The organism is Nocardiopsis listeri NBRC 13360 (genome assembly GCF_001570765.1).
In the GTDB taxonomy this organism is placed as follows: Bacteria; Actinomycetota; Actinomycetes; order Streptosporangiales; family Streptosporangiaceae; genus Nocardiopsis; species Nocardiopsis listeri.
In genome coordinates this window covers 36,358-62,128 of record NZ_BCSH01000011.1, presented here as the reverse complement: position 1 = coordinate 62,128, position 25,771 = coordinate 36,358, and the positions used below count along the sequence as shown (strand labels likewise).

The window sequence follows — 25,771 nt, the reverse complement described above, 5'->3', positions numbered from 1 at the left end:
CGTAGTGTGTCCCCATGGACGAGACAACGCGAAACAGCGCCCCCCGGCCGTTCCCGGAGGACTGGCAGCGTGCCCTGGCGGTGGTGGCCCACCCCGACGACCTGGAGTTCGGCGTCTCCTCGGCGATCCACCGGTGGACCTCGCAGGGCAAGGACGTCGTCGAACTGTTGGTGACCAAGGGCGAGGCGGGGATCGACTCGCTGGACCCGGGCGCCTGCGCCCCGGTGCGCATGGCCGAACAGCACGCCTCGGCGGAGGCGGTCGGCGCGGGCACCGTGGAGTTCCTGGCCTTTCCCGACGGCATGCTGGAGTACGGGCTACCACTGCGGCGTGCCCTGGCCGAGGCGATCCGCCGGCATCGGCCCGACGTGATCGTGTCCATCAACTTCCGGGAGCACTTCGCCGGTGGCGGCGGGTTCAACCACGCCGACCACCGTGTGCTGGGACCGGCGCTGCTGGACGCGGTCCGCGACGCCGCGAACCGGTGGGTCTTCCCCGAACAGCCGGCGGAAGGGAACCGACCATGGTCCGAGGTGCGGATGGTGGCCTTCGGGGCGGCGCCGGAGTCGACGCACTACGTGGAGCTGAGCGAGGAGAACCTGGCCGCGGGCATCGCTTCCCTGGACGCGCACGAGGTGTACCTGGCCGATCTGGACGGATTCGATCAGAAGACCTTCCTGCGCGAGGGAGCCGTCCGGGCGGGAGAGCGGGCGGGGGTGGCGCTGGCCACCTCCTTCGAGGTGTTCGAGGTCTGAGGACCGATGGGAGAGGGCGATGGGGAAGGCCGTGGTGAACGGGTCCGGCACGAAAAGGGTCCTGTTGTGGATCCTGGCCACGGTGGTGGCGCTGTCGCTCGTGGCGACCGCGGTCTTCTTCGGCTGGGCGCTCACCCCGCATCGGGCAGAGACCGAACCGCTGCGACGAGCGCAGGAGAACCCGGACGTGGAAGTGGTCCGGGGCGAGGACCGGATCCTGCTGGCCCCGACCGGGGAGCCATCGGGTACCGGGGTCGTGTTCTACCCGGGCGCCCGGGTAGAACACGACGCCTACGTGGCGACCTGGGCACCGATCGTGGCCGCCACCGGGGTCACCGTGGTCGTGCCGGACATGCGCCTCAACCTGGCCCTGTTCGACCAGGACCGCGCCGAGGACGTGGTGACCGAACTGCCGGAGGTGGACACCTGGTATCTGGGCGGACATTCCATGGGCGGTGCCTTCGCCGCCCAACACGTGGGCACCGGTGACACCGACGTCGACTGGGCCGGATTGGTGCTGTGGGCCTCCTACGCGGTGGAGGCCGCTGACCTGGCCGACCGTGACGATCTACGGGTGCTCTCGGTCGCCGGTGACCGGGACGGCGTCCTGCCCCTGACCGAGATCGCGGAACGAAGGTCGTCCCTGCCGGCCGACACCGTCACCGTGACCGTGGAGGGCATGAACCACGCCCAGTTCGGTGCCTACGGAGCCCAGGCCGGTGACGAGGAACCGGGGGTGGGAGAGGAGGAGGCCCACGAGAGGCTGGCCGAGGCCACCTCGCCGTTCCTGACCCCCTGAACGCGCACGGTCGGTCAGGGAGACGAGGAGAGGACCCGGGACAGGGCTTCCAGGGCCGGTCCCTTCCAAGTGGGTTTACCACCGGGAAGACCGGCCTCACCGGCACGACCGATCTCGATGAGCCCTTGACAGCGCAGCAGCGCCCACCCGCGTGCCCGTAGGACGGCGGCCTCGTCGGCGCGGGCGTATTCGGAGAAGAAGTGGTCGACCGAACCCGAGGGCGCCAGGAGCCAGGCCGCGGACAGATCGGTCGCCGGGTCACCGGAGCACATGTCGCCGAAGTCGATCACGCCGGTCAGGACACCGTCGGCACCCACGACGTTGGCGGGATGCAGGTCGCCGTGCAACCACACCGGTGGCCCGTCCCACGCGGGAGCCGCTCGTGCCCGTTCCCACACCGCTCCGACCCGGTCGAGGTCGCCATGGACGGCCCCGCGTCGGAGGAGTTCCTCGAACCCGTCGGCGACCTCCGACAACGGGACGCCGCGTTGGGTGTCGGTGGGCGCGTCGTCAGGCGCGGGGTGGTGCAGGGCGGACAGGAACCGCGCCAGGATCCGGGCGGAACGCGGGTCCCGGAGCGCGGCCCGATCGGCCGGTTCACCGGGGACCCACGTCGTGATCGTCCAGGTGTGCGGGAAACCGGGGGAGGGCGCACCGGAATGGACGGGAACGGGTACCGGAAGGGGCAGTTCCGGAGCCAACGACGGCAACCAGCGGAGTTCCTTACGAAGTAGTTCGGGGGCGCGGGGGGTGCGCGGAACGCGTACCGCCAGGTCCGAGCCCAGACGCCACATCCGGTTGTCCCAGCCACCGTCGACGACGCGCAGTTCCGCCCCGGCCAGATCCGGGCGCTGGTCCGCCAACAACGACCGCACCAGTGCTTCGTCGGCGGACGGATCCTCGGTGGGCACGGCCTTCGCGCTCACGAGCCCGACCGGGCGGGGCCGGGGTCGACGGGGTCGGTGACGTGCCCGGTGAACAGCAGGGCGGGGCCGCGACGCAGGGCGACGTGGAAGGGACGGTCCACGGTGAACCTCTTCGGCTTGGGCGGGAAGCCGGCCGCCATCGTCATCACCGCGGCGGTGGCTGCCGCGCCCTCGGCGCCGCGCTCGTCCACGCGCAGTACCGACTGGTGCACGATCGCGTCGACCTTGAGCGGTTCCTCGCTGATCCCCGAGAAGTCGGCGTCGTCGGTGGCCAGAGCACGCACCGGGGCGGTGGTGGCGGCCAGGGGGTCGAGCAGGGCGATGTCGCTGTCGACGGCGAACCGGGGCAGCGCCAATTCGACCTGTTCCCCTCGACGGTTCCGGTACAGGGCGCCCAAGGTCCGGTCATCCGGGGGGCCGTCCTCACCCAGGAACACGTCCAAGGTGAGTCCGTGTTCTCCCGGCAGACTCACCATCCGCCAACCGTCGTGCTCGGCGTGGGCCATGCGGCCGGTGCGACGCATGGTGGGCACCTTTCGCTCGCCCCCGGGCGCGTGGAAGACACGGTCCCGGGTCCGGCCCACCTCGAAGGGGTCGAGCCAGACCATCTTCACCCACAGGGCGTTGACCAGCAGCATCCGCACGTCGGGGTCGATGGTGCCGGGGGAGAGGAGTTCGTCGATCAGCCCCTGGGTGACCTCGCCGACGCGTGCGTTGACCTTCCGGCGCACCCCCTCGGCGTCGCCTCGGAAGTCGACCAGGTCCACCTCCGCGCCGGCCCGAGCCCGGACCCGTTCCTCGAAGTCGGCGCGCACCGGAAGGTCGGCGGGCACGTACAGCCCGTTCAGCACCGCCAGGTCCAGCCCCTCGGCGGCCGCCACCGCCTCGTCCAGTGCCTTCACGTGTTCCGCCAGGTCCCCGCCGGGGGCCAGCAGATCGGTGAGTTCGCTTCGGGTCCGTCCGGCTGCGCCCTCGGCCAGCAGGGTGAGCACCGCGCCGACCGAGTACGGCGACCAGATGTGGGAGGTGTCGGCGTCCCACAGTTCCCGTTCCAGGACGGCGGCGAAGCGTGCGTGGTCCTCCTGGGGTGGACGGTCCTGTCCGATGGTGCTCAAGCGGGCCTCCTCGGCGCGTGAGGGTGGGCCGCCAGGTTACGGAACGACGGCGACGTGACGCCAGGACTCGCCGCGTTCCGTCGGCGTATAAAGAGCCGGTGACAAGTCGCACGAGACAAGCCGTGACGAAGGTGGGCAAGGTCGGTCGATCCACCCCTGCGGTCGCCGAGAACACCGAACCCGTCCGGTGTCTACTCGCGTAGGGTGGTGCATCATGGCCGGCGGCCCTAGGGGTCCAGATGCGGGAGCGGGATGACTGAGCAGCAACGGGCCTCCGAAGAGGCGGCCCAGGACGCGGACCGGGCGGCGGCCGCCACCATCACCGAGGGCACGGTGGAGGCCCTGGTCCGCAGCAAACTCGCCGAGGCCCTCGGCGGCAAGCGCGGCATGGTCGAGGCGGCCATCCCCACACTGACCTTCACCATCTCCTACATCGTCGGTTCCGAGCTGCGACTGTCGATCATCCTGGGTGTGGTCGCCGCGTTGCTGCTGGGCGTGGTCCGCCTGGTGCAGCGATCCTCGGTGCAGTACGTCGTCACCAGCCTGTTCGGCATCGGTATCGCCGCGCTGTTCGCCATGCGCAGCGGCAACGCCGCCGACGCGTTCCTGCCCGGTGTCATCTACAACGCCGTGTACGCGCTGGTGCTGAGTCTCTCGGTCCTGGTGCGCTGGCCGGCCATCGGGCTGATGATCGGCCCGTTCATCGGGCACAAGGAGGACTTCACCTCCTGGCGGAGCAACCCGGCCGTGGTCAAGCTGGCCTCTCGGTTGACCTGGCTGCTGGTGCTGCCGTGCGTCATCCGCGTCCTGGTCCAGTATCCGCTGTGGTTCGCCGACAACCAGGGCTGGGCCGACACCTTCGCGATCCTCGGTTTCTCCAAGGTCGCCATGGGCTGGCCCCTGCAGGTCGCCGCCTTCGCCGGCATGGTGTGGGTACTGGCTCGAGGCCGTACCCCACTGGAGCAGGAACGAGAGCACTCCGAACAGGACCCGGCCTCGGCACCCGACCGCGACTAGCGCTGTGGCCGGAAACGTTCGCCCGGGTCGGCTCATGAGTTCTCATCTCCTGTGATCTTGCTACCAGAAGCAAGGAAAGCTCTTTCCTTGCTTCTGGTAGCAAGATCACAGGGACAGGTCGAGCCGGTGAACCTTCTCGGTCACCGCACTAGTCGATGGCGGCCGGGTCGGCTTCGTCGACCGGTCCCAGAACCTCTTCCAAGGGCCCGAGGGAGTCCGGTTCGGCGAGGAACACCACGGTGTTGCCCACCGCGAGGGTGCGCGCGGGGTCCGGTGGGCGCACCCCGCCCGGTCCCAGGACCGCCACCAGCGCCACGCCCTCGGGCAGCGCCTGGGTGAGCTCGGATTCGGTGCGGTCCACGAACGGACTGCCCGCGTGCAGCACCGACTCGGCGACCTCCGCGCCCGGCAAGGGCGGCAGGGTGCCTTCCTCCTCCGGGTAGTCCTCCTCGCCGGGCATGTCCTCGACCAGGTCGGCGATCAACCGAGGAGGAGAGACCGCCAGGTCCACGCCCCAGGAGTCGTTGAACAGCCACTCGTTGTCGGGGTGATTGATGCGGGCGATCACCCGCCCCACCTCGAACTCGGTCTTGGCCAGCAGGGACACCACCAGGTTGACCTTGTCGTCGCTGCTGGCGGCGATGACCACGTCGAAGTCGCCCAGCCGGGCGTCCTCCAGGGTGGCCAGCTCGCAGGCGTCGGCGAGCAACCACTCCACCTGGGGCAGGTCGTCCACACCGATCGCCCGGGTGTCCCGGTCGATCAACAGCACGTCGTGACCGCTGCCCGCCAGTTCCGTGGCGATGGAACGGCCCACGCTTCCGGCTCCCGCGATGGCGATCCGCATCTCACCCACGCCCCGTCTCGTCCTCGCGCGGCTCGTCCAACCGCTCGGTCAGCTCGCCCATGTCGCGGCCGTGCGCCACCACGTGCAGCACGTCCCCCTCGACCAACGTCTCGCCTGAGGCGGCGAGAGTGATCCGGCCCCGGCGCACCAGGTACACCAGGCGAAGGGGGACTGACTCCTCCAGTTCGGCGACGGTCGACCCCGCCCACCCCGAGGGCAGCGGCATCTCTCGCATCGCCAGGGTGCCCGAGGCGTCCTGCCACTCGGGGGCCGTGTCGAGTCCGCCGTCACCGGGCAGCACCCGACGCAGGATCGAGTCCGCGGTCCAACTGACCGTCGCCACCGTGGGGATCCCGAGGCGCTGGTACACCTCCGCCCGGCGCGGGTCGTAGATGCGCGCCACCACGTTCTCCACCCCGAAAGCCTCTCGGGCCACCCGCGCCGCGATGATGTTGGAGTTGTCACCGTTGCTGACCGCGGCGAACGCGGACGCGCGGTCCACACCGGCCGACAACAGCACCTCACGGTCGTGGCCCACGCCGCGCACCGCGTGTTTGGCCACCGAGCCGCGCAACCGTCGGAACGAGTCCGGGTCCTGGTCGATCACCGCCACCGTGTGGCCCAGATCCACCAGCGTGTGCGCCAGGGTGGAACCCACCCGTCCGCACCCCATGATCACGATGTGCACCTCGTCAGCACTCCCCGTCCACCTCGGGAGGCACGGCTCCGGTCCCGTGGCCCGATGCTTCCACCTTGGCACACATCCGTGTGACGCGTGCGACCACCCCGGCGGGCGATGCCGGATCCAGTCCGCGGACCGGAAAAGGCCCGGTAGATTGGGGCGGATGGGTGGCTGTGCGCGCAGGGTCACCGTAGGACCCGAACACCGAAGGACACCACCATGACCCTTGTAGGTACCGAGATCGAACTGGACGTCGACGACGTCGCCCATGGCGGCTGGTGCGTGGGACGCCACGGCGAACAGGTCGTCTTCGTCCGCCACGCCCTGCCCGGCGAGCGCGTCCGGGTCAAGGTCACCGAACAGACCACCCGTTTCCTGAGGGGCGAGGCCGTACAGGTCCTGACCACTTCGCCCGACCGCGTCGAGGCGCCCTGTGAGTTCGCCGGGCCCGGCATGTGCGGCGGTTGCGACTGGCAGCACGCCTCCCTGGACGCCCAGCGCCGACTCAAGGGCAAGGTCGTCGCCGACCAGCTCAGCCGGATCGCCGGTATCGACATGGTGGTCGACGTGGAGGAGCTGCCCGGCACCCCCGATGGTCTGGGCTGGCGCACCCGCGTGCGCTTCTCCGTCGACGAGGACGGCCGGGCCGGTCTGCGCCGTCACCGTTCCCACGACATCGAACCCGTCGACCGCTGCCTGATCGCCCACCCCGGCGTCGGTGAACTCGGCGTCACCGACGTGACCTGGAAGGACGTGAGGGAGGTGGAGGCGGTCGCCTCGGCGACCCGCGCCGACCGCGCCATCGTCGTCACCCCCACCACCGCCAAGCTCGGCGACCTGCCCGAGCTCAAGGCCTCCAGCGCGGTACTGCGTCGCTTCAAGGGCGGCCGGGTGCAGTCGGTGCGCGGCCGTAAGGGCGTGCGCGAGGACGTCGCGGGCCGCGAGTATCGGGTCGGCGCCGGCGGGTTCTGGCAGGTCCACCCGGCCGCGGGCGAGACGCTCTCCGCCGCGATCCTGGAGGCGCTGGAGCCCAAGCCGGGCGAGACGGCACTGGACCTGTACTGCGGAGCCGGCCTGTTCACCGGTGCGCTCGCCGAGGCGGTGGGCCCCGAGGGCCGGGTGATGGGCGTGGAGAACGGGGAGAACGCCGTTCGCGACGCCCAGTACAACCTCAAGGACCAGCCGCAGGTGCGCGTCGAACGCGCCGACGTGGCCAAGCAGATGCGCGAGTGGGCCGACGTGCGCGCCGACGTGGTCACCCTGGACCCGCCGCGCGGCGGCCTGGGCAAGGAGGTCGTGCGCAAGGTGGCGGGCATGAAGCCGCGCCGTGTCGCCTACGTCTCCTGTGACCCGGCCACGCTCGCCCGTGACCTGGCCGACTTCGAACGTTCCGGCTACCAGCTGGTGGGATTGCGCGCCTTCGACGCCTTCCCCATGACCCACCACGTGGAGTGCGTCGCGGTGCTGGAGCCGGTCAGGCTCGCCCGTCGTCACCGTGAGGACCAGGACTGACGAACCGCCGCGGGGGCCGGTCCGGACACGTTCCGGGCCGGCCCCCGCCGCCGTCACAGACCGGAGCAGTCGCCGGAGACCGCCCCCGTGACGTCGTTGGCCGCGCCGAAGTCGGTCACGGCCAGGCCGTTGCCGGAGCAGTCCAGCGACCCGCGCACGCTGGAGCCCGCCACGACGGGGCCGTACCCGTCCTCACCGGTCCAGGTGTCGGTCGGCACCTGGGTGTTGTCGTGCAGGGCCACCGAACCGGTCAGCGCAGTGCCCAGGATGGTCACCTCGGACGTGGTGCCGGTGATGGAGACCGCGCCGCGCACGTCGGCGTCGGTCAGTCGCACGGTGTCGGCGCCCGTGGCGGACAGGCCACCGCGCAGGGCGCCGCCCTCGATCACCAGGGACGCGCCCTCGGCGACGGTGACCGGGCCGCGCACGTTCACGTCGTGGAGGCAGACCACGCCCTCGTCGACGGTCAACCCGCCGAAGACGTCGTCGGTAACGGTCTCGGTGCACTCCAGGTCGGCCCCGGGCACGACCGTGGCGCGGAAGTCGTCGGGCGTGCCGATGTTGCCGGCGGAGTCGATCGCGCGGTGCTCCACGGTGTGGGTGCCCCAGCCGCTCTCGTGGCCGTCCACCTCGAAGACCGCCATGGACAGGCCACCGCTGCCCAGGCTGCCGTAGACGAGGTCGTCGACGTTGATTCCGTCGGGGGTGAACCGGAACGGGGCCTGGGAGTCCTCGGGCCAGCCGTAGTAGTGGTGCCAGCCGTCGCCGTCGACCCGGAACTCGCCGACCACGTGCCCGTTGCGGTCGTCCTCGGGGGTCAGTTTCATCGAGAACTCGTTGAGGAACAGGTGGTGTTCCTCGCCGGTCACCGTGGCGGCCGGCGTCGACAGCTCGCGCGGAGCCTCGGGGGCGGTCGCGTCCACGGTCCAGGTGAGCGTCTGTGAGCCGGACCCCTCGGGGTCGGTGACCGTGGCGGTCAGCGTGTGGTCGCCCGCCTCGTGTTCGAAGGCGCCCAGGTCCAGGGTGCGTCCGTCGGTCGCGGTGGACACGGGTTCTCCGTCCAGCTCCCAGGCCACGTCGAGCACCCGGTCGGTGGGACGGGTGGTCTCGACATAGACGACCTCGTCGGCGGCCACGGCCCGTTCGGTGTCGCGGTGCTTGTCGAAGGCGACCTCCGTCTCGACCGGCTCCAGGGGCTCACCGACCGTCCAGGTGAGGGTGCGGGTCATCGCCTCGGATTCGCGGATGGCCGGGTCACGGACGAACTCGGTGGGGTCCTGCACGGTCACCGACACCTCGGCGCCCTCGGTCGGGTCGAGTTCGTCCAGCGCCAGGTTGCGTGCCCCGGCGGCCTCGGCCACCTCCTCGCCGTCGACCGACCAGGTGTACTCCAGCTCGTGGAAGACCGGGTGGGGACCCTCGACCCACAGCACGTCCTCGGCGCCGACCTCGCCTTCGGGGGTGGCGGAGAGAGGCAGGGACGCCTGGTCGCGCAGGCCGGAGATCCGGTGCGTCATGACCTCCCGGCCCACCTGGTCGAAGTAATAGCCCAGGGTCTTGAGCATGGAGTGGGCACTGGGCCGCCACACGCCCTCGGAGTGGTACAGGCCGCCTTCGTGCCCGTCGGGATCGGCCGCCCGGATGGTGCCGCCGGCCTCGCTCTCCTCACCCAGCCAGCGCCACCACCGGGCCTCCTCCTCGATCATCTCCTCGGAGGTCATCAGCGTGTGGTGGGCCGAGTCGGGCTCCTCCCCCTCGTAGCGGCCCAGACTGGTGTCGCGGAAGTAGTAGGGGTACTCGTCCTGGAGTTCGCCCAGGGAATGCCCGAGTTCGTGCGGGCTGATCAGCGCCGAGAGCGCGTTGCCCGAGGACGCCGTCGCCAGGCGTCCGCCGGCCCCGCCGTAGGTCTCGCTGTTGGCCAGGGCCAGGACCTGCCGGTTGTCTTCGGTCACACCGGGGACCATGTCCGCGGCGGCGTCGGCCGCCTCGGAGTCCACGGTCAACAGGCGCTCCAGCGCGTCTTCGTCGCAACCGTTGAAGAAGCCCATGCCCAGGGCGGTGTCGCGCTGCTCCCAACCGTCGGCGGGGTCGCAGTCCACACCTGACTCGGCTGAGGGGGTCTGCACCACGTACACGTTGAAGTAGTGCCGGTAGGAGCGGAACGGCTCGATGCTCCACTGCACGTTGAGGTGCTGTTCGACCTGCTCGTGGTACAGGTCCATCTCGTCCTCGGTGTAGCCGTCGCCCAACAGGACGAGGTTGAACCGTTCGGAGGGGTCACCGGTGACCTGGATCGGCACCACCGTGGCCTCGTCCAGGGGCGCGGCCTCGGCGGGACGGTCGGGAACCGAGAGCACGGCGGTCGTGGTCAGCAGGGACAGGGCGGCCAGGGCCGCCGCGGGTCTGCGCACAGGGGGATCCTTCTGATCGGGGAGACGTGTCGCGCAGCGTACTGACGTTCGCATGGCGGCCACCAGGGGAAGGGCTATAGGGAATTCGATAACCCGTCCGAGGGCGGGGGCCGTTACCCGCGAGAGGGGACACGCCCATGGCGCAGCGCAACCCGGGGGAGGACCACCCCATCACCGTCGAACCCACCGGAGCACCGGTGACGGTGCGGGTGGACGGCAAGGTGATCGCCCGGACCACGTCCGCGCTCACCCTGAGCGAGGCGAAGTACCGGCCGGTCCAGTACGTCCCGATCTCCGACGTGGACCCCACGGTCCTGCGTCGCGCCCAGGCCACCACCTATTGCCCGTACAAGGGCACCGCCGCCTACTACGGCCTGGACCTGGGCGGGGAGGAACTCGCCGACGCGGTGTGGACCTACGAGCGGCCCTACGAGGGGGTCGCCGCCATCGCCGACCACGTCGCCTTCTACCCGGGACGGGTGGAGATCGAGGTGGAGGGGCGAGACGAGGACTGAGGCGGGAGCCCCGCACCCGTGCGGGCACGGGGCGCCCGGCGCTATCGGCGTGCTCGGGGCTTGCGGGGAGAGGGGGCCTTCAGCACGGCCAGACCCAGCGCGAGGACGACCAGCCCCGACCAGGACACCCACGGTAGACGTTCACCCACCAGCGCCACGCCCAGCACCGCGGCGACGGCCGGTTCGGCGAGGCTGAGCGTGGTGGCGGTGGCGGCCGAGGTGTGCCGCAGCCCGTGCCCGAACAGCCGGTAGGCGAGGAACACGGTGAACAGCGCCAGGTGCAGGGCCACCAGCGCGCCCTCCACCGTGGCCAGCCACGCCGTCCCGGTGGCCACCACCACCGGCAGCACCAGGACGCCGCCGCCCGCGAACATCGTGCCCATCACCGCGCCGGAGGTGTGCCCCCGGCGGATCAGCCGTTCGGCGATGATCGTGTAAAGCGCGTAGGAGAACCCGGCCGCCAAGGCCAGGAGTACCCCCGAAGCACGCACCGAGGTGGGGCTGCCGACCAGGTCGGGACCCAGAACGAGCACGGCGCAGCCGATCACGGCCGCGACGGTGGCCACCGTCCAGCGCCGGTCGGGACGCGCCCGCTCCAGCCGCCAGGCCAGCAGCCCGGCGAACACCGGGGCGCTGCCCAGGGTGATCACGGTTCCCACCGCCACACCGGCGTGGGCGACCGCCGGGTAGAAGGAGAGTGGATATCCGGCGACCGCGATCGCGCCCAGCAGCAGGATCGCCCGGGTACGCCCATCGGAGCGGGTGAGCAGGGCGAATGATCCCCTACCGGTGAGGAAGAGCAGTATTCCGCCCAGGACCAGCCCGGCCGAGCCGATGGCTGCGGGGTGGGCACCGTCGGGGGCGAAGGAGCTCGCGGTGCCGGTGGTACCCCACAGCACCGCGGCGCCCAGGATCGGCAGTGGGCCGCCGGTGAGTCGGGACAGGGTGGGGTTCTTTCGGTTCACCGATGTGGGGGTGGTGTGTTCTGGCACGTTCGTACTTTCCGTCTCGACGCCTGAAGGGCAACCGCGGGGCGCACGACGGACCGGCCGCTCACCGTGCGGGTGGGGCCTTCGCGTGGAGGAGTGGTCGGCCGGTGCGCCCGGTCAGGCGCTCAGCGGCGGCAGGACCTTATGCCAGTGGTAGTTCACCCTCCTCACGGTAGCGCCCGGGGTGTGAGCGGGATGGTCCGGGGCGGGGTGAACGTCAGGTGCCGTCCGGTGGTGTGCTCTGGTCGTCGATGAACCCCGGATCGAGGGTGGAGCGTTCCCAGTCGGGTTCGGGGATCGCTTCGGGCCCGGTCAGCGACAACCCGAGCAGTTCGGCGAGGGTGGCCAGGTCCGTGGTCGAAGACATAAGGACGTCCCAGTGCTCGTGCACCACCGCGGCCACCTGTTCCTCCGGCAGGGCGAGCAACGCGTGGGTCAGCCGCAGGTCGTCCCGGCCCGGGGCGAAGTCCAACAGGAACCACTCGGCGGCCTCGGTCCCCTCGCCCTCGACCGCCACCAACCAGGCACCGATCACGGTTCGGGCCTGTCCGGTACCCACGTATCCCCTGTCGTCGGTTCGGCCCATTCCCAGCACGTGTGCGACCAGCTCGGAGCGCAGTCGGGCACGGTGCGTCTCTTCGTCGGGCCGCCAGTACTCGGTCAGCACGATGCCGTCGTCGGGCGGGTGGAACAGGATGTCCGGGCGCAGGGTGTGGTTGGCCTGCCACACCGTAGGTCGGTGAACGTCCTCGGGAAGGTTGCGCAGCACCGGTTCCAGGTCCGCGTGCCAGAACACCACCCACGACTCGTAACCGGGCAGCGGGCAGTAGGTCATGTCGTCCAACCCGTGGCAGGAGCCGGTCGAGGGGGTCCGGGGTCGGGCGTTGGCGCTCAGGGCGTCATAGGAGTACTCGCGCTGGGCGTGGACGTGCAGTGCGGCCATCCCGACCAAGACCACGGTGGTGACGGCCAGGCCGACCGGCCGCAGGAACCGGGTGTCGTGGCGGGCGGCCAGGGTGAGCAGACCGGCGCAGAGCACCATCGACACGGCGTGCGCCAGGTATAACAGCGCGGTCGTGGCGGTGTCGGGGTAGGAGATCGGCAACGGTTGCAACGCCATGCTGAGGAGGCTGCCCATGCGGGAGACGATCACGTCCGTGCGGGTGCCCAGGGCCAGCAGCGAGGACGACAGGTACAGGGGCAACAGCAGGGTGAGCGCGATCAGTGGGGCGTAGGAACGGGTCCAGGCGACCGAGGCCACCGCGCCCATCGGCCCGGCCCAGCCGAGGACGACGACGCCCACGAATGCCGCCGGTTGTGGTGTCCCGGCGATGGGGGCCGGCGCGGTCACCACGAACACCGTCAGGACGGCGCACATCAGCGCGGTGGTGAGGGTGATCGAGGCCAGGGCCAACGACGCCAGCCGGGCCCCCGGGGACAGTGGCAGGGCCATCGACCGGGAGTACCGTACTTCGCGCAGGGCGGGGAAGGTCGTGACCGCGAACATGGCGGCACCCACCCCGGCGGCGCACAGCACGGCCTCGTTGAAGAGCTCGCCCATGGTCGGCAGTCCGGAGGCGTGGGAGGTCAGCCACACCACGGCCGTCGCGGCCGGGACCAGGATCAGGAAGAGCGGGCTCCTTGCCAGGTGGCGCAGGTTGAACCCGGTCAGGCGTCCGAAGGTGACGGCGTTCGACCACCCTACGGTCCGCACGGGGCCGCTCAACGGGGGACCGATCCGGTCAGGAGCAGGTAGGCGTCCTCCAACGACGGTTCCACCGGGACCCGGTCCACGGCGTCGGGTACGTCGGACTCCGCCGGCCCCAGGACCCGGTAGCGGCCGTCGGCCAGTCGCCACGACGTCACCCCGGCGGGTGGACGCGCTCCCTGTTCCCACACCCGGCCCCGGGCGCGGGCGACCAGCTCGGCGGGGGCTCCGTCGAAGATCATCCGTCCCTGGTCCAGTACCAGTACCCGACGGCATAGCGCCGCCACGTCCTCGATCTGGTGGGTGGACAGCAGCACCGTGCTGTGCACCGCGAGCTCGGAGACCAGGTCGCGGAAACGGATGCGCTGTTCGGGGTCGAGCCCGATGGTGGGTTCGTCGAGCAGGAGCAGTCGGGGGTCGCCGAGCAGGGCGGCGGCCAGCCCCAACCGCTGCCGCATCCCGCCGGACAGTCGCCGGATCCGGGTGTGCCTGCGGTCGTACAGGTCCACTCCGCGCAGCGCGCGCCGGACCTCCTCGTGGCGCTCCCGACGCCCGCCCCTTTCCTTCAGGACCGCCATGTAGTCGAGCAACCCGAACGCGGTGAAGTGCGGGTAGAACGACGGGTTCTGCGGTAGGTAGCCGAGCCGGCGGCGGATCGCGGTGCGTTCGCCCGAACGTTCCGGGTCCAGCCCCAGGACGCTCAGTTCTCCGAGGGTGGCCTCCAGGTCGGTGGCCAGACAGCGCAGGAGGGTGGTCTTGCCCGCGCCGTTGCGACCGAGCAGCCCGGTCACCCCGGGGCCCAGGTCGAGGTCGATCCCGGACAGGGCCCTGCGGGTGCCGTAGGTGCGGACCAGGCCGCGGGCGCGGACCCCGCCCGTGAGCCCGGTCGGATCGGCCGTCGTGGTCATGCCGTCCTCATCCTCAGCGCGACGATGGCGGCCAACAGGGCCAGGGCGGTGGCCCAACCGGCCTGTGCCAGGGGCGAGAACAGTTGGAACGGGTCGGCGCCCTCCATGAGCGCGAACATGGCCATGAGCAGCAGCCAGCCCCCGCCGATGACTCCGCCGGCCACGCTCAGGTGCAGCCAGCGGCCCAGGATCAGGCAGCCGGCGACCATGGCCAGGGCGGGCAGCAGCCAGAATACGGCCTCGTACGCGGTTGCGACGGAGGGCATCAGCGCGGACGCCACCGTGCACAGGGTCAACGCCGGCGCCAGCACCGCGCAGGTGCGCAGGAGCAGTAGTCGGGGTCCGGCCCAGGGGGTGACCGAGGCCAGGCTGTGCGCGGGGTCCACCCCGCGTCCGTAGGCGAGGGCGACCCCGGCCAGCGGGATCACCGGGACGGTGAAGGAGAACAGCAGGGTGCCGCGCGGGATCTCGTGGGCCAGGATCAGGGTGGTGGCCAGCACGATCACCATGGCCACCAACCAGGCCCGGTACAGGGCCGGTGTGGCCGCCAGCAGCTTGGCGGTGCCCTCGCGCAGTCCCAGCGTGCCCAACAGGCGTTCGAGTGGGGAGGGGCGGGGGCGGTCCACGACGTCGAGCAGGTTCGCCCAGCTGTGTTCCAGCCAGGCCTCGTCGGTGGGCAGTCGGTCGCGGCAGTGGGTGCAGTGGGTCAGGTGGGCCTCCGCGGACATGGCGGTGACGTCGTCGGCGGTGTGGGTCGCGTAGCGGTGGAGTTGGTCGTGGGTCAAGTGCCAGCTCATGTGGTCAGTGCCTCCCGTAGCCGCGCCTTGGCGCGCATGACCCGTGTCTTGACGGTTCCCTCGGGTATGCGGAGGATCTCCGCGGCCTCGCGGACGGTGAGGCCGTCGAGCACGGTCGCCTGGATGGCCGAACGCAGCTCGGGGGAGAGTTCGTGCAGGGCGGCGCCCAGAGGGCCGTGCTCGATGTTGAGGAGCACGGTGTCCTCGGCGGAGGCGTCGCCGATGGTCTCGTACGGTTCGGGTTCGGTCTCGGCGATCCAGCGGTTGGCGCGTTTGCGCAGCTGTGAGATGAGCTGCCGGATCGCGATGGTCCACAGCCACGCTCCGGCGTCGGTGTCACCGGGGCGTGGGCGGAAGGAACCGGCGTTGCGCCACACGGCCAGGAACGTCTCCTGGAGCGCGGCGTCGAGTTGGTCGGTGTCCGAACAGCGATAACGCAGACGAAGACGCAACCACGGGGCGTGTCTTCGGTGCAGGATCTCCAGGGCGTCGGTTTCCCCTGCGGCCACGGCGGACAACAGCACCGGGTCGGGGCTGTCGGGTCCGTATTCGGGGGCGCGCTGTCGGGCACGGCGGAGGAACTTCACGTCAAGGGCTATCGCGATGGGGAGGGGGAACGGTTCTGGTGGATCCGGTTCTGGTGGATCCCGGTGGCCTGACCACGCCTTTTCGAAGGTACCCGCGCGGCGGGTTCGGTATCGGCGTCGGGGGTGGGAGAAACTGGGGCGTATGCGTCTGAGGATCTTCCTTGAGCCCCAACAGGGGGCCACTTACGAGGACCAGCTCGCCGTCGCCAGGGCCGCCGAGGACCTGGGGTTCGACGCCCTGTTCCGTTCCGATCACTACCTCCACATGGGCGACCACCCGAACGGGCTCCCCGGCCCGACGGACGCCTGGATCACACTGGCCGGACTGGCCCGCGACACCTCCCGTATCCGCCTGGGCACCCTCATGACGGCGGCGACCTTCCGCCACCCTGGCCCCCTCGCCATCTCCGTCGCCCAGGTCGACCGCATGAGCGGTGGTCGGGTCGAGTTCGGCTTCGGCGCGGGGTGGTTCGAGCAGGAGCACGCCGCCTACGGCATCCCCTTCCCCGCGGCGGCACGTGAGCGCTTCGACCGCTACGAGGAACAGTTGGACATCATCACGGGGTTGTGGACGACCTCGGTGGGGGAGACCTTCCGATACGAGGGCAGGCACTACCGTCTGGCGGAGGGGCCGGCACTGCCCAAACCGCAGCAGGATCCGCGTCCGCCGGTGATCATCGGCGGCACCGGGCTCAAGCGGACCCCGCGTCTGGCGGCCAAGTTCGCCGACGAGTACAACGTTCCGTTCGCCTCGTTGGAGGAGACCGAGGCGGCCTTCGACCGCACGACCGAGGCGGTCCGGGTCTCCGGACGCGGTACGCCCATGGTCTACTCGGCGGCCCAGGTGTTGTGCGTGGGGCGTGACGACGCGGAGGTGGCCGAGCGGGCCGCCGCCATCGGGCGCGAGCCCGACGAACTGCGTCGTAACGGTCTGGCCGGCAGCCCGGAGGAGGTGGTGGACAAGATCGGTCGGTTCGGTGCCGTGGGTTCGGAGAGGATCTACCTGCAGGTCTTGGACATGACCGACCTGGACCACCTGGAGTTGGTGGCCTCGGCGGTGGCGCCGCGGCTGGACTAGCGATCCGTTCGTCGGGGGTGCCCGTGAGGGCCGGGGGAGCACCCGATAACTTGATATCGAGATACAAGTTAGATACCTTGACGTCAAGATATAGCGGGGCTCCCCCCGACCCGCTCCCGGTTCGGGCGTGTGAGGTCGACCGCTTTTCGACGTCGCGCTCCGAACGAGGGGGCGTCCGCGGCCGATGGGTCGCACTACCTGTGGCGATGTGGCGTCGTCACAGGTCAAAGCGGCTCTGAAGGATTCCAGGGGTGGCAGGGCACCGGACCGTGTCCACCGCCCTCGGGGAATTCGGTCAGGGCGGCCTCAGTAGGTCCCGCGTCCTTCCCATGCGGCAGGATGCTGGGGACAAAGTGGCGAGATCAGGAGGCATACACCGTGTCCGCGAACAGCTTCGGTGCCCGTGACACGTTGCGCGTCGGCGACGAGTCGTACGAGATCTTCCGGCTGGACACCGTCGAAGGTGCCGGCCGACTTCCCTACAGCCTGAAGGTGTTGCTGGAGAACCTCCTGCGCACCGAGGACGGCAAGAACGTCACCGCCGAGCACATCAGGGCCCTGGGTAACTGGGACTCCAAGGCGCAGCCCGACCAGGAGATCCAGTTCACCCCCGCGCGGGTGATCATGCAGGACTTCACCGGCGTCCCCTGTGTCGTCGACCTCGCCACCATGCGCGAGGCCGTCCGCGACCTTGGTGGCGACCCGGACAAGATCAACCCGCTCGCCCCCGCCGAACTGGTGATCGACCACTCCGTCGTGGTCGACCTCTTCGGTCGTCCCGACGCCTTCGAGCGCAACGTCGAGATCGAGTACGAGCGCAACTACGAGCGTTACAAGTTCCTGCGCTGGGGCCAGACCGCCTTCGACGAGTTCAAGGTCGTCCCGCCCGGCACCGGCATCGTGCACCAGGCCAACATCGAGCACCTGGCGCGCGTGACCATGTCCCGTGGGGGGCAGGCCTACCCCGACACCTGCGTCGGCACCGACTCGCACACCACCATGCAGAACGGTCTGGGCATCCTGGGCTGGGGCGTCGGTGGCATCGAGGCCGAGGCCGCCATGCTCGGCCAGCCGATCTCCATGCTCATCCCGCGTGTGGTCGGCTTCAAGCTGAACGGCGAGCTCCAGCCCGGCACCACCGCGACCGACCTGGTGCTCACCATCACCGAGAAGCTCCGTGAGCACGGTGTGGTCGGCAAGTTCGTCGAGTTCTACGGCGAGGGCGTCGCGGCCGTGCCGCTGGCCAACCGCGCCACCATCGGCAACATGAGCCCGGAGTTCGGTTCCACCGCCGCGATCTTCCCGATCGACGACGAGACCATCCGTTACATGCGCCTGACCGGCCGCTCCGAGGACCAGGTCGCCCTGACCGAGGCCTACGCCAAGGCCAACGGCTTCTGGCACGACCCGTCCCAGGAGCCGGAGTTCTCCGAGTACCTGGAGCTCGACCTCGCCGAGGTCGTCCCCTCCATCGCCGGCCCCAAGCGCCCGCAGGACCGCATCGCGCTGTCCGCCGCCAAGCGCACCTGGCGCCACGACGTCAGCGACTACGTCTCCGACGGGGCCGACCAGGCGGGCGAGGAGTCCTTCCCGGCCTCCGACGCCCCGGCCCAGGTCGCCAACGGAGACCGTCCGCACCGCCCGATCCCGGTCACCATGGCCGACGGGACCGAGACCGAGGTCGACCACGGCGCCGTCGTGATCGCCGCGATCACCTCCTGCACCAACACCTCCAACCCCTCGGTCATGCTCGGCGCCGCCCTGCTGGCCAAGAAGGCGGTGGAGAAGGGCCTGTCCCGCAAGCCGTGGGTCAAGACCTCCATGGCTCCGGGCTCCAAGGTCGTCACCGACTACTACGAGCGCTCCGGCCTGACCCCGTACCTGGACAAGCTGGGCTTCAACCTGGTCGGCTACGGCTGCACCACCTGCATCGGCAACTCGGGCCCGCTGCCCGATGAGATCTCCAAGGCGGTCCAGGACAACGACCTCGCGGTCTCCGCGGTCCTGTCCGGCAACCGTAACTTCGAGGGCCGGATCAACCCGGACGTGAAGATGAACTACCTGGCCTCGCCGCCGCTGGTGGTCGCCTACGCGCTTGCCGGGTCGATGGACATCGACATCACCACCGAGCCCCTGGGCACGGACAAGGACGGCGAGCCGGTCTACCTGGCCGACATCTGGCCGACCGCCGAGGAGATCCAGGACGTCATGGACTCCGCGATCGCCTCCGACATGTACGAGTCGGCGTACTCGGACGTGTTCGCCGGTGACGACCGCTGGCGCGAGCTGCCCACCCCGACCGGCAACATCTTCGAGTGGGAGGGCGAGTCGACCTACGTTCGCAAGCCCCCGTACTTCGACGGGATGGGCCAGAATCCCGAGCCGGTCACCGACATCTCCGGTGCGCGCGTCCTGGCCAAGCTGGGCGACTCGGTCACCACCGACCACATCTCCCCGGCCGGCGCCATCAAGCCGGGCACCCCGGCGGCCGAGTACCTCAAGGCCAATGGTGTGGAGCGTCGCGACTTCAACTCCTACGGTTCGCGTCGCGGCAACCACGAGGTGATGATCCGCGGTACGTTCGCCAACATCCGCCTGCGCAACCAGATCGCGCCGGGCACCGAGGGCGGCTACACCCGCGACTTCACCCAGCCCGACGGCCCGGTCTCGTTCATCTACGACGCCGCGCAGAACTACGCGAAGCAGGACGTCCCGCTGGTCGTCCTGGGTGGCAAGGAGTACGGCTCCGGTTCCTCGCGTGACTGGGCGGCCAAGGGCACCAGCCTGCTGGGCGTGCGCGCGGTCATCACCGAGTCCTACGAGCGCATCCACCGTTCCAACCTGATCGGTATGGGCGTCCTGCCGTTGCAGTTCCCGGAAGGGCAGTCCGCCACCTCCCTCGGTCTGACCGGTGAGGAGACCTTCTCCATCACCGGCGTGACCGAGCTCAACGAGGGCCGTGTCCCCGCCACGGTGAAGGTCACCACCGAAACCGGCGTCGAGTTCGACGCCGTGGTGCGGATCGACACCCCGGGTGAGGCCGACTACTACCGCAACGGCGGCATCCTGCAGTTCGTGCTGCGCCAGCTGATCGCGAAGTAGTCCCACCGAGCTCCGCTCCGTGCCCACAGGCACGACGCGCGGTTCACCGGGCCGCCACCGTCCACACGACGGTGGCGGCCCTTCTTCGTGTCCGAGCCTCGAACCCGATCGTGACCGCAGGCGAAGAGGAGCCCGCGTTTCGGCAGGTCCGCGAGGTCCGGATATGCTCACTTCGTGTCGGTTCCACTCGCGGAGCGGCCCCGACCGCCCCTTGTCCCCGGCGCCCCGCGTTCCCCGAGTCCCGAATATCCCCGGCGGCGAGCCGAGACAGGAAGACCGGATGCATCCCCACCACCTCAGCGCGTCCCGGCGCGCTTCGTGGTTCCTCTCGGCGCCCTTGCTGGCGATCCTCGTGCTGTCGGGGGCCTCATCGGCCCAAGCCGATTCCGAGCGGCCCCTCGAGGACCGGGTAGGGCCCGCCGAGTACTACGCGGGCCTGCTGAGCGAGGAACCCGAGGGCGAGGCCGTCATCGTCGACGACTCGATCGCCGGTCTCTACGACCTGGACGAGTTGGAGACGGACCTGCACGAGGCGCTCGCCCCGCTGGACGTTCCGTACTACGTCGTGGCCGGCGCCCTGCCCGGGCACTCCACCATGCCCATGGACTTCCTGGCCGCGGTACAGGACCGGGTCGGTCGACCCGGCCTGTACGTCTACCTGCGACCCGGGTCGGCCGAGGTGACCGCGGTGTCCAGGGAGGTGGGCCTGCCCGTGGAGAGGGCCAACAGGGTGCTCCTGAACGAGGAGGACCTCGTCACCTACCTGCCCATCGACACCAGTGCCGAACTCTTCGCGCGGACCCTGGTCGCTCCCGACCTCGATGAGAGGTTCGAGGAGAGGTGGGGTTCGCCCTGGCAGCGACTCGGGCCGCTCTATTGGTGGGCGGAGTCGTACCTGCGCCCGCTGCGCATGGAGACCTACGACGCGCCGGAACGACTCGGTGAGGCCACCGCCCTCACGGTGGGGGCGACCGTCACCCTGGCGCTGGCGTTCGGGGCGACGCGTTCGGGTCGCCGTCGACGGGCCGCCGAGGCCGGTCACACCGGTCGGCTCCGAGGCGACCGGGCCCTGATGGTGGGCATGGTCGTGGCCACCGCCACCGGCGTCGTGGTCGTGGCCGCGTCCCTGGTCCACCTCGACCGGGGGACCCTGCCCGAGGACGTCGAGAAGGCGGCCCCCGTGCCGCCGGAGACGGCACCCTACGTGGTGGATACCGTTCGTCTGGAACGTGTCGCCGAGGCGCTGCGCGAGGACCCCTTCTATGTGGATCCGCAGGCACAGGTGGACACCGAGGGACTGGATCGGATCGTCGAGCGTGGACTGCCCGAGAACGTCCCCGTCCACGTCGCGGTGGTGCCGATGAACCCGCACGACGAGTCGGGCGGCGACGGGGAGATCTTCGTCCACGCCCTGCACAACGTCATGGACGAGGACGGGTTCTACGTCGTCGTGTTCGGTGAGGCCGGGGTCTCGACCCGGGTGGAAACGGCCCGCTTCGGCGTGGACTACGCGGACGGCGAACGCGACTGGACACACCTGGAGGGGGTCACCGGTTACCTGGACGACTCCACCCCGGCCCAGGCCTTGGACGGCCTGTTGGACGTGGTGGAGGAGGAGGTGGAGCGCGCCCCGGGCCAGGCCTCGGAGGTGCCCTACACGGTGGAGTCCCGGGCCGACCCCAGACCGGAACCCTCACGGATCTCCCGGTTCTTCTCCGGTGATTTCCTCACGTCGTTGTTCCTGATCGGACCGGTCATCGCCGGGGTGCTCCTCGCCGTGGTGTGGGGCGGGAACGGCCTCGCGAGCCGGATGCGCGCCGTGCCCGGCCGCGCCCTGCGTCCGCGTGCCGACCGCGCGGTACGCCGGATGGCCAAGGCGCTTCAGACGGCCCCGGTCGATCACCCCGGACGGAACAGGGCACTGGGTGAGTCCGACACGGCCCTGACCGTCCTGGGCGCGCACCCGGACGAACTCGACCTCGTAGGGGTCACGGTGCTGGCCGATCGGGCCGTCCTTCGTCTCGATCCGGATCCGGAGATCGCGGCTCGGGCCGACGAACCCGTGTGCGCGGTCAATCCCTTGCACGGGCCCTCCGTCCGCCAAGGGGCCGTGCGAGGGAAGGGTGGAAAGCGGAACGTGGTGCTGCCACAGCCCCTCTGTCTGTCCTGTTCGACTCTGACGGAGACCCGGCGGCGCGCCCGCACCCTCATGGTCGCCGGACCGGGCGGCGGCCGCGTCCCCTACCTGGAACTGGACCGGGAGTGGAACCGCGGTGGATACGGGACCGAGTACCGGCTCAACGTGGAAGACCTGTTGAAGGAGTCCGATGTCCACTGACCACCGAAAGGTGAGGACCCGTCCGGTCGCGGTCGCCGCCGCGCTCTCGACCGTGTTCTTCGCGACCGCCTTCCCCGGGACCGCCACCGCCGACACCGAGACGGAGACGGTGAGCCCGACCGAACGGATCGTGGCCGAACTGGAGGAGTCCCCGGTCCACGTCGATCCCTCCTTCTCCTCCGCCCTGCCCGAGGAACGGGCGGACGCGCTGGAGGAGCGGATCGAGGGTTCGGACGTGCCGCTCCGGGTGCTGGCCGTGCCGCTGATCGAGGGCGGAGACTGGTCCGGTCAGGCCGACCAGATGGTCGCGGCGGTGCACGACCGGATCGGCGGTGAGGCGCACTACCTGGTGTTGGACGGCAGGAGCGTCTCGGGCCACGACTTCGGCACGGGAAACGACGAGTCCGGTTCGCGGGCCTTCTACTCCGCTCTCACCGTCTCCTACGAGTTCGAGTACGACTCCCCGGCCGTGGACAAGTTGGAACGGTCGGTGGAGATCGCCTTGTCCAAGGACCCGAAGGCGCTCTACGACGAGGCGGTGGAGTCCCAGGAGAAGGGACCGATCGACTGGGTCCACTCCCTCGGTCCGTGGGGGTACACGTTGGTCACGATCCTGCCCTGGCTCGTGGCCGTGCTCGCCCTGGTCGGTCTAGGGTTCGGGGTGTACCGGTGGCGCAGGCCCCGCGCCGTGCCCACCGTGCCCCAGCACGCCGCCTTCGACAACGCCGACCTGGCCCGTCGGGGCGAGTTGGTGCGCAAGGCCGAACGTGAACTCGTGGAGCTCGGCGAACGCGTGGGTTCGGCCCGGACAGCGCCCGACGACTCCGGGGCGACCGAGGCGCTGGGCCGGGCCCTGGACGCGCACGCGGCCGCCCGGAACGTCTTCGACGGGCTTCCCGAGGAAGGGGCGACGGAGGACATCGCCGGAGTGCTCGTGCTGTTGGACATGGCGGAGGACCACATGGCCCGCGCCCTGCTCCCCGCCCAGAGACGGGGCTCGGCACGTACGCGTTCGCACTGTTACGCGAACCCGCTGCACGGGACCGACGTCAAGGTGACGCGTTGGCGAGAGTTCGGTGGGTCCGCTGACATCCGGGTGCCCCTGTGCGCCGTGTGCGCCAAGGCGGTCCGGGACCGGATCCGACCCACGGTGTTGGCCGCCCGGTACCGGGGGCGGAAGGTGCCCTACTACGAGGTGCCCGCTGAGGAGAGTGTGTGGGCGGCCACAGGTTATGGGGCGTTGCGCGACGACCTGGTGGAACGGGTCCTGCGTGGTGACCACGCCGGGCGAAGATAACGTCCCGACATCGATTCGGACCCCGGGGGGAACCCGGATGGGGCCTGGGCGGTCCCATCCCTGTGACACCCTGTCGGGGGGAGGCCCCACGGGGCCCGTGGGAGACATGACGAGCAAGAGACGGGGCAGGCTGTGGACGACCCCCGGAGCCAGGACACGCACCAAAGCGTGATCGGTGGTTACCGGCTGCTGAGGTCACTGGGACGCGGTGGATTCGGTGAGGTGTTCCTCGGCGAGGCCGAGGACGGCTCTCGTGCGGCGGTCAAGCTGTTGCACGTCGGTTGGGCCGAGGACCAGGACATGCGGCGGCGCTTCGCCGCGGAGGTGGAGCAGGCACGCCGGGTGAGCGAGTTCTGCGTGGCGCGGATCCTCGACGCCGACCTGGAGACCGAACGGCCCTGGATCGCCTCCGAGTTCATCGACGGGCCGACGCTGCAGGACTCGGTGCAGGACGAGGGTCCGCGCTCGGGCAGCGAACTGCACCGCCTGGCGGTGTCCACGGCGACGGCGCTCGCGGCGATCCATTCCGCCGGTGTGGTGCACCGCGACCTCAAGCCCGACAACATCATGCTCGCGGCGGACGGGCCGCGGGTGATCGACTTCGGTATCGCCCGGGCGGTGGAGGCCACCTCGGTGACCGCCAGCGGAGTGGTCGGCACCATCGGCTACATGGCGCCAGAACAGTTGGAGGGCGCCCGCCTGACCGCCGCCGTCGACGTGTTCTCCTGGGCCGCGGTGATGGTGTTCGCCGCCACCGGCCGGGAGGCGTTCCCGGCACCCACCCAGGCCTCCCGCATCGCGCGCATCCTCGGCGGGGCACCGGATCTGGACGGGGTGACGCGTCCCCTCGTGGACGTCCTCGCCGAATGTCTGAACAAGGACGCCGACGCCCGCCCGGACGCCCCCGCGTTGTTGCAGCGACTGATCGCCGGCCCATCGGGCGCGACCTCGCCCACCGGTGTCCGATCGGTACCCTCGGCCGTGGCCGAGGGCTCGGACGCCACCACGGTCACGCCCACGCCGGAGGCGATGACCCGCGTCGGTGTGGACCGGACCCGTGTGGCCGAGCATCCGCCCACGGATATCGCGCCGGTCGATCCCACCAGGGTGGCGCGAGTGGACCCCACGCGGGTCGCGGGTACGGGCTCCGCCGGCACGGTCGGCGCCCGTCCCGCGGGTTCGGCCGTCTCCGCCGCGCACCCCCAGGGAGCGATCGCCCCCTCCCGTAGCTCGGGCGCCCCCTTCCGGGCCCCGGCCACACCGACGCCCCCGGGCCTGGCCCCGCCGTACCACTTCGCCGGCTCCCGCTTCCAGGACGCGGGCACCCTGGCCGAGGCCATGCAGCGTGACTGGGCCGCCGCGGTCCGGGTCTTCAACGACCCCGCCGAACGCTCCGTCCTGGGCGCCTGGATCATGGACGACCTGGGCGACACCACGATCGACCGATCCCTGTTCCGTCGTCAGGTGGACGACGCCAACCTGGCCGTGGCCTCCTTCGTCTCCCAGCTGCGTCCCGACCTGCCCCCGGTCTTCCGTGGGCGCGCCGCCGCCCTGAGCGACCTGCGGTTTCTGTTCGCCGACCCGCGTCCCCTGCTCACCGGTGCCCCACAGGCCAACGAGATGGTCCTGCTGGCCCGCCCCGAACTGCTGCGGATCCTCGACGCGCACCGCGGCCCCGAGCCCGGGGCCCACCGCGCTCTGGCCGAGAACCTGGACCGGGCCGAACGCGTCGGCAACGCACTGTGCGCCCGCCTGGCCCAGGAACTCGATGGCTGGCGCTCGACCAGGGTGACCGTCAACCCGGCGCTGGTCATGGCCTTCATGCTCAACCCCGACCGGATGACCCCGCCCGGTGACGGCCGTGACAGCGCGGTGGCGGACTGGGTGGACATCCTGTGGCGGTCCGTGATCGGAGCCGAGCTTCCCGACTCCGCCGGATACGCCGCCGCCGTCCACGCCGCCATGCCCACCGTTCATGCGCTGGCACGTCAGCGCCGTTACTGGGAGGGCCGCTACTCGGAGGTCTCCGCGACGCACGAGGCCCTGGAGGACAAGGTGACGTTCCAGCGGCGGATGCACGGGGCGCTCCAGGCCTGCAAGTACGGGATCGTGGCCCTGCCGGTCGGTTTCGTGCTCGGGTTGGCCGACGGGGGAGGGTTCGCCGAGTTCCTGTTCGGGCTCGGTGTGCTCGCCCTTGTGGGCGCCCTCGGGGTGAGCCTCACCAACCGGGTGATGTGCGGTGGCGCCGCCCGCCGGGCCCAACGGGTCATGGAACTCCAGCACTCACGTCAGCAACTGCCCCAGTTGACGACCGGGGTGGGGCGGATCCGCTCCGACCTGGAACGGGCCCGGCAGATCACCTCGGGCTGACCCATCGTGTCGGCCACC

The 25,771-nt window shown here is 70.5% G+C and carries 20 protein-coding genes; 10 read left to right on the top strand and 10 right to left on the bottom strand.

The window, feature by feature from the left end:
- The first annotated feature begins 14 nt into the window (after positions 1-14).
- Positions 15-755 (top strand): PIG-L deacetylase family protein, encoded by a 741-nt coding sequence (locus NLI01S_RS05010; protein WP_067599916.1) that lies wholly within the window; start codon positions 15-17, stop codon positions 753-755.
- Positions 756-774: 19 nt separating this feature from the next.
- Positions 775-1,554 carry an alpha/beta hydrolase gene (locus NLI01S_RS05005; protein WP_084392317.1) on the top strand — a complete coding sequence of 260 codons (780 nt, stop codon included), beginning with the start codon at positions 775-777 and terminating at the stop codon, positions 1,552-1,554.
- A gap of 14 nt (positions 1,555-1,568) precedes the next feature.
- Here the strand turns inward: NLI01S_RS05005 and NLI01S_RS05000 are convergent, their stop codons facing one another.
- Positions 1,569-2,480, bottom strand: coding sequence for an aminoglycoside phosphotransferase family protein (locus NLI01S_RS05000; protein ID WP_223809118.1), 912 nt, complete (start codon positions 2,478-2,480; stop codon positions 1,569-1,571).
- Positions 2,477-3,595: a serpin family protein gene (locus NLI01S_RS04995; RefSeq protein WP_067599913.1), complete on the bottom strand. Its 1,119-nt coding sequence runs from the start codon at positions 3,593-3,595 to the stop codon at positions 2,477-2,479. The genes NLI01S_RS05000 and NLI01S_RS04995 overlap by 4 nt, the downstream gene beginning before the upstream one ends.
- A gap of 252 nt (positions 3,596-3,847) precedes the next feature.
- On the opposite strand from NLI01S_RS04995, the gene NLI01S_RS04990 reads away from it, so the two are divergent.
- Entirely contained in the window at positions 3,848-4,612 is a 765-nt protein-coding gene (locus NLI01S_RS04990) for a DUF3159 domain-containing protein (RefSeq protein WP_067599910.1), read from the top strand.
- A 148-nt stretch (positions 4,613-4,760) separates the two neighbouring features.
- On the opposite strand, the gene NLI01S_RS04985 is transcribed toward NLI01S_RS04990, so the two are convergent.
- A complete protein-coding gene (locus NLI01S_RS04985; RefSeq protein WP_067599907.1) occupies positions 4,761-5,468 on the bottom strand; it encodes a potassium channel family protein in 708 nt (235 codons plus the stop codon).
- Positions 5,461-6,147, bottom strand: a complete 687-nt coding sequence (locus NLI01S_RS04980) for a potassium channel family protein (RefSeq protein WP_067599904.1) — start codon at positions 6,145-6,147, stop codon at positions 5,461-5,463. The genes NLI01S_RS04985 and NLI01S_RS04980 overlap by 8 nt, the downstream gene beginning before the upstream one ends.
- A 213-nt stretch (positions 6,148-6,360) precedes the next feature.
- On the opposite strand from NLI01S_RS04980, the gene NLI01S_RS04975 reads away from it, so the two are divergent.
- On the top strand, positions 6,361-7,653 hold the full coding sequence (locus NLI01S_RS04975) for a class I SAM-dependent RNA methyltransferase (RefSeq protein ID WP_067599902.1): 1,293 nt from the start codon (positions 6,361-6,363) through the stop codon (positions 7,651-7,653).
- Between the two features lie 53 nt (positions 7,654-7,706).
- Here NLI01S_RS04975 and NLI01S_RS04970 read toward each other — a convergent pair whose 3' ends face one another.
- Entirely contained in the window at positions 7,707-10,064 is a 2,358-nt protein-coding gene (locus tag NLI01S_RS04970) for a M64 family metallopeptidase (RefSeq protein WP_067599899.1), read from the bottom strand.
- A gap of 137 nt (positions 10,065-10,201) precedes the next feature.
- On the opposite strand from NLI01S_RS04970, the gene NLI01S_RS04965 reads away from it, so the two are divergent.
- A complete protein-coding gene (locus tag NLI01S_RS04965) occupies positions 10,202-10,579 on the top strand; it encodes a DUF427 domain-containing protein (RefSeq protein ID WP_067599896.1) in 378 nt (125 codons plus the stop codon).
- A 41-nt stretch (positions 10,580-10,620) separates the two neighbouring features.
- Here the strand turns inward: NLI01S_RS04965 and NLI01S_RS04960 are convergent, their stop codons facing one another.
- From NLI01S_RS04960 to NLI01S_RS04940, 5 genes are all read right to left on the bottom strand, one after another.
- Positions 10,621-11,571, bottom strand: a complete 951-nt coding sequence (locus NLI01S_RS04960; protein ID WP_067599893.1) for a DMT family transporter — start codon at positions 11,569-11,571, stop codon at positions 10,621-10,623.
- A gap of 214 nt (positions 11,572-11,785) precedes the next feature.
- Entirely contained in the window at positions 11,786-13,282 is a 1,497-nt protein-coding gene (locus tag NLI01S_RS04955; RefSeq protein ID WP_067599890.1) for a hypothetical protein, read from the bottom strand.
- Positions 13,283-13,290: 8 nt separating this feature from the next.
- Entirely contained in the window at positions 13,291-14,184 is an 894-nt protein-coding gene (locus tag NLI01S_RS04950) for an ATP-binding cassette domain-containing protein (protein ID WP_067599887.1), read from the bottom strand.
- Entirely contained in the window at positions 14,181-14,981 is an 801-nt protein-coding gene (locus tag NLI01S_RS04945) for a hypothetical protein (RefSeq protein ID WP_067599884.1), read from the bottom strand. Before NLI01S_RS04945 ends, NLI01S_RS04950 begins: the two co-directional genes overlap by 4 nt.
- The gene (locus NLI01S_RS04940) at positions 14,978-15,568 is read right to left on the bottom strand and encodes an RNA polymerase sigma factor (protein WP_067599881.1); all 591 of its coding nucleotides are present in this window, start codon (positions 15,566-15,568) and stop codon (positions 14,978-14,980) included. Before NLI01S_RS04940 ends, NLI01S_RS04945 begins: the two co-directional genes overlap by 4 nt.
- Before the next feature lie 142 nt (positions 15,569-15,710).
- On the opposite strand from NLI01S_RS04940, the gene NLI01S_RS04935 reads away from it, so the two are divergent.
- From NLI01S_RS04935 to NLI01S_RS04915, 5 genes are all read left to right on the top strand, one after another.
- Positions 15,711-16,646 (top strand): LLM class F420-dependent oxidoreductase, encoded by a 936-nt coding sequence (locus tag NLI01S_RS04935; RefSeq protein WP_067599878.1) that lies wholly within the window; start codon positions 15,711-15,713, stop codon positions 16,644-16,646.
- Between the two features lie 339 nt (positions 16,647-16,985).
- Positions 16,986-19,748 carry an aconitate hydratase AcnA gene (gene acnA, locus NLI01S_RS04930; RefSeq protein WP_190318365.1) on the top strand — a complete coding sequence of 921 codons (2,763 nt, stop codon included), beginning with the start codon at positions 16,986-16,988 and terminating at the stop codon, positions 19,746-19,748.
- Between the two features lie 280 nt (positions 19,749-20,028).
- A complete protein-coding gene (locus NLI01S_RS25610) occupies positions 20,029-22,086 on the top strand; it encodes a hypothetical protein (RefSeq protein ID WP_067599871.1) in 2,058 nt (685 codons plus the stop codon).
- Positions 22,076-23,383 carry a hypothetical protein gene (locus NLI01S_RS04920; protein WP_067599868.1) on the top strand — a complete coding sequence of 436 codons (1,308 nt, stop codon included), beginning with the start codon at positions 22,076-22,078 and terminating at the stop codon, positions 23,381-23,383. Before NLI01S_RS25610 ends, NLI01S_RS04920 begins: the two co-directional genes overlap by 11 nt.
- Positions 23,384-23,515: 132 nt before the next feature.
- Complete coding sequence (locus NLI01S_RS04915; protein ID WP_067599865.1) at positions 23,516-25,753, top strand: serine/threonine-protein kinase; 2,238 nt, start codon at positions 23,516-23,518, stop codon at positions 25,751-25,753.
- Positions 25,754-25,771 lie beyond the last annotated feature (18 nt).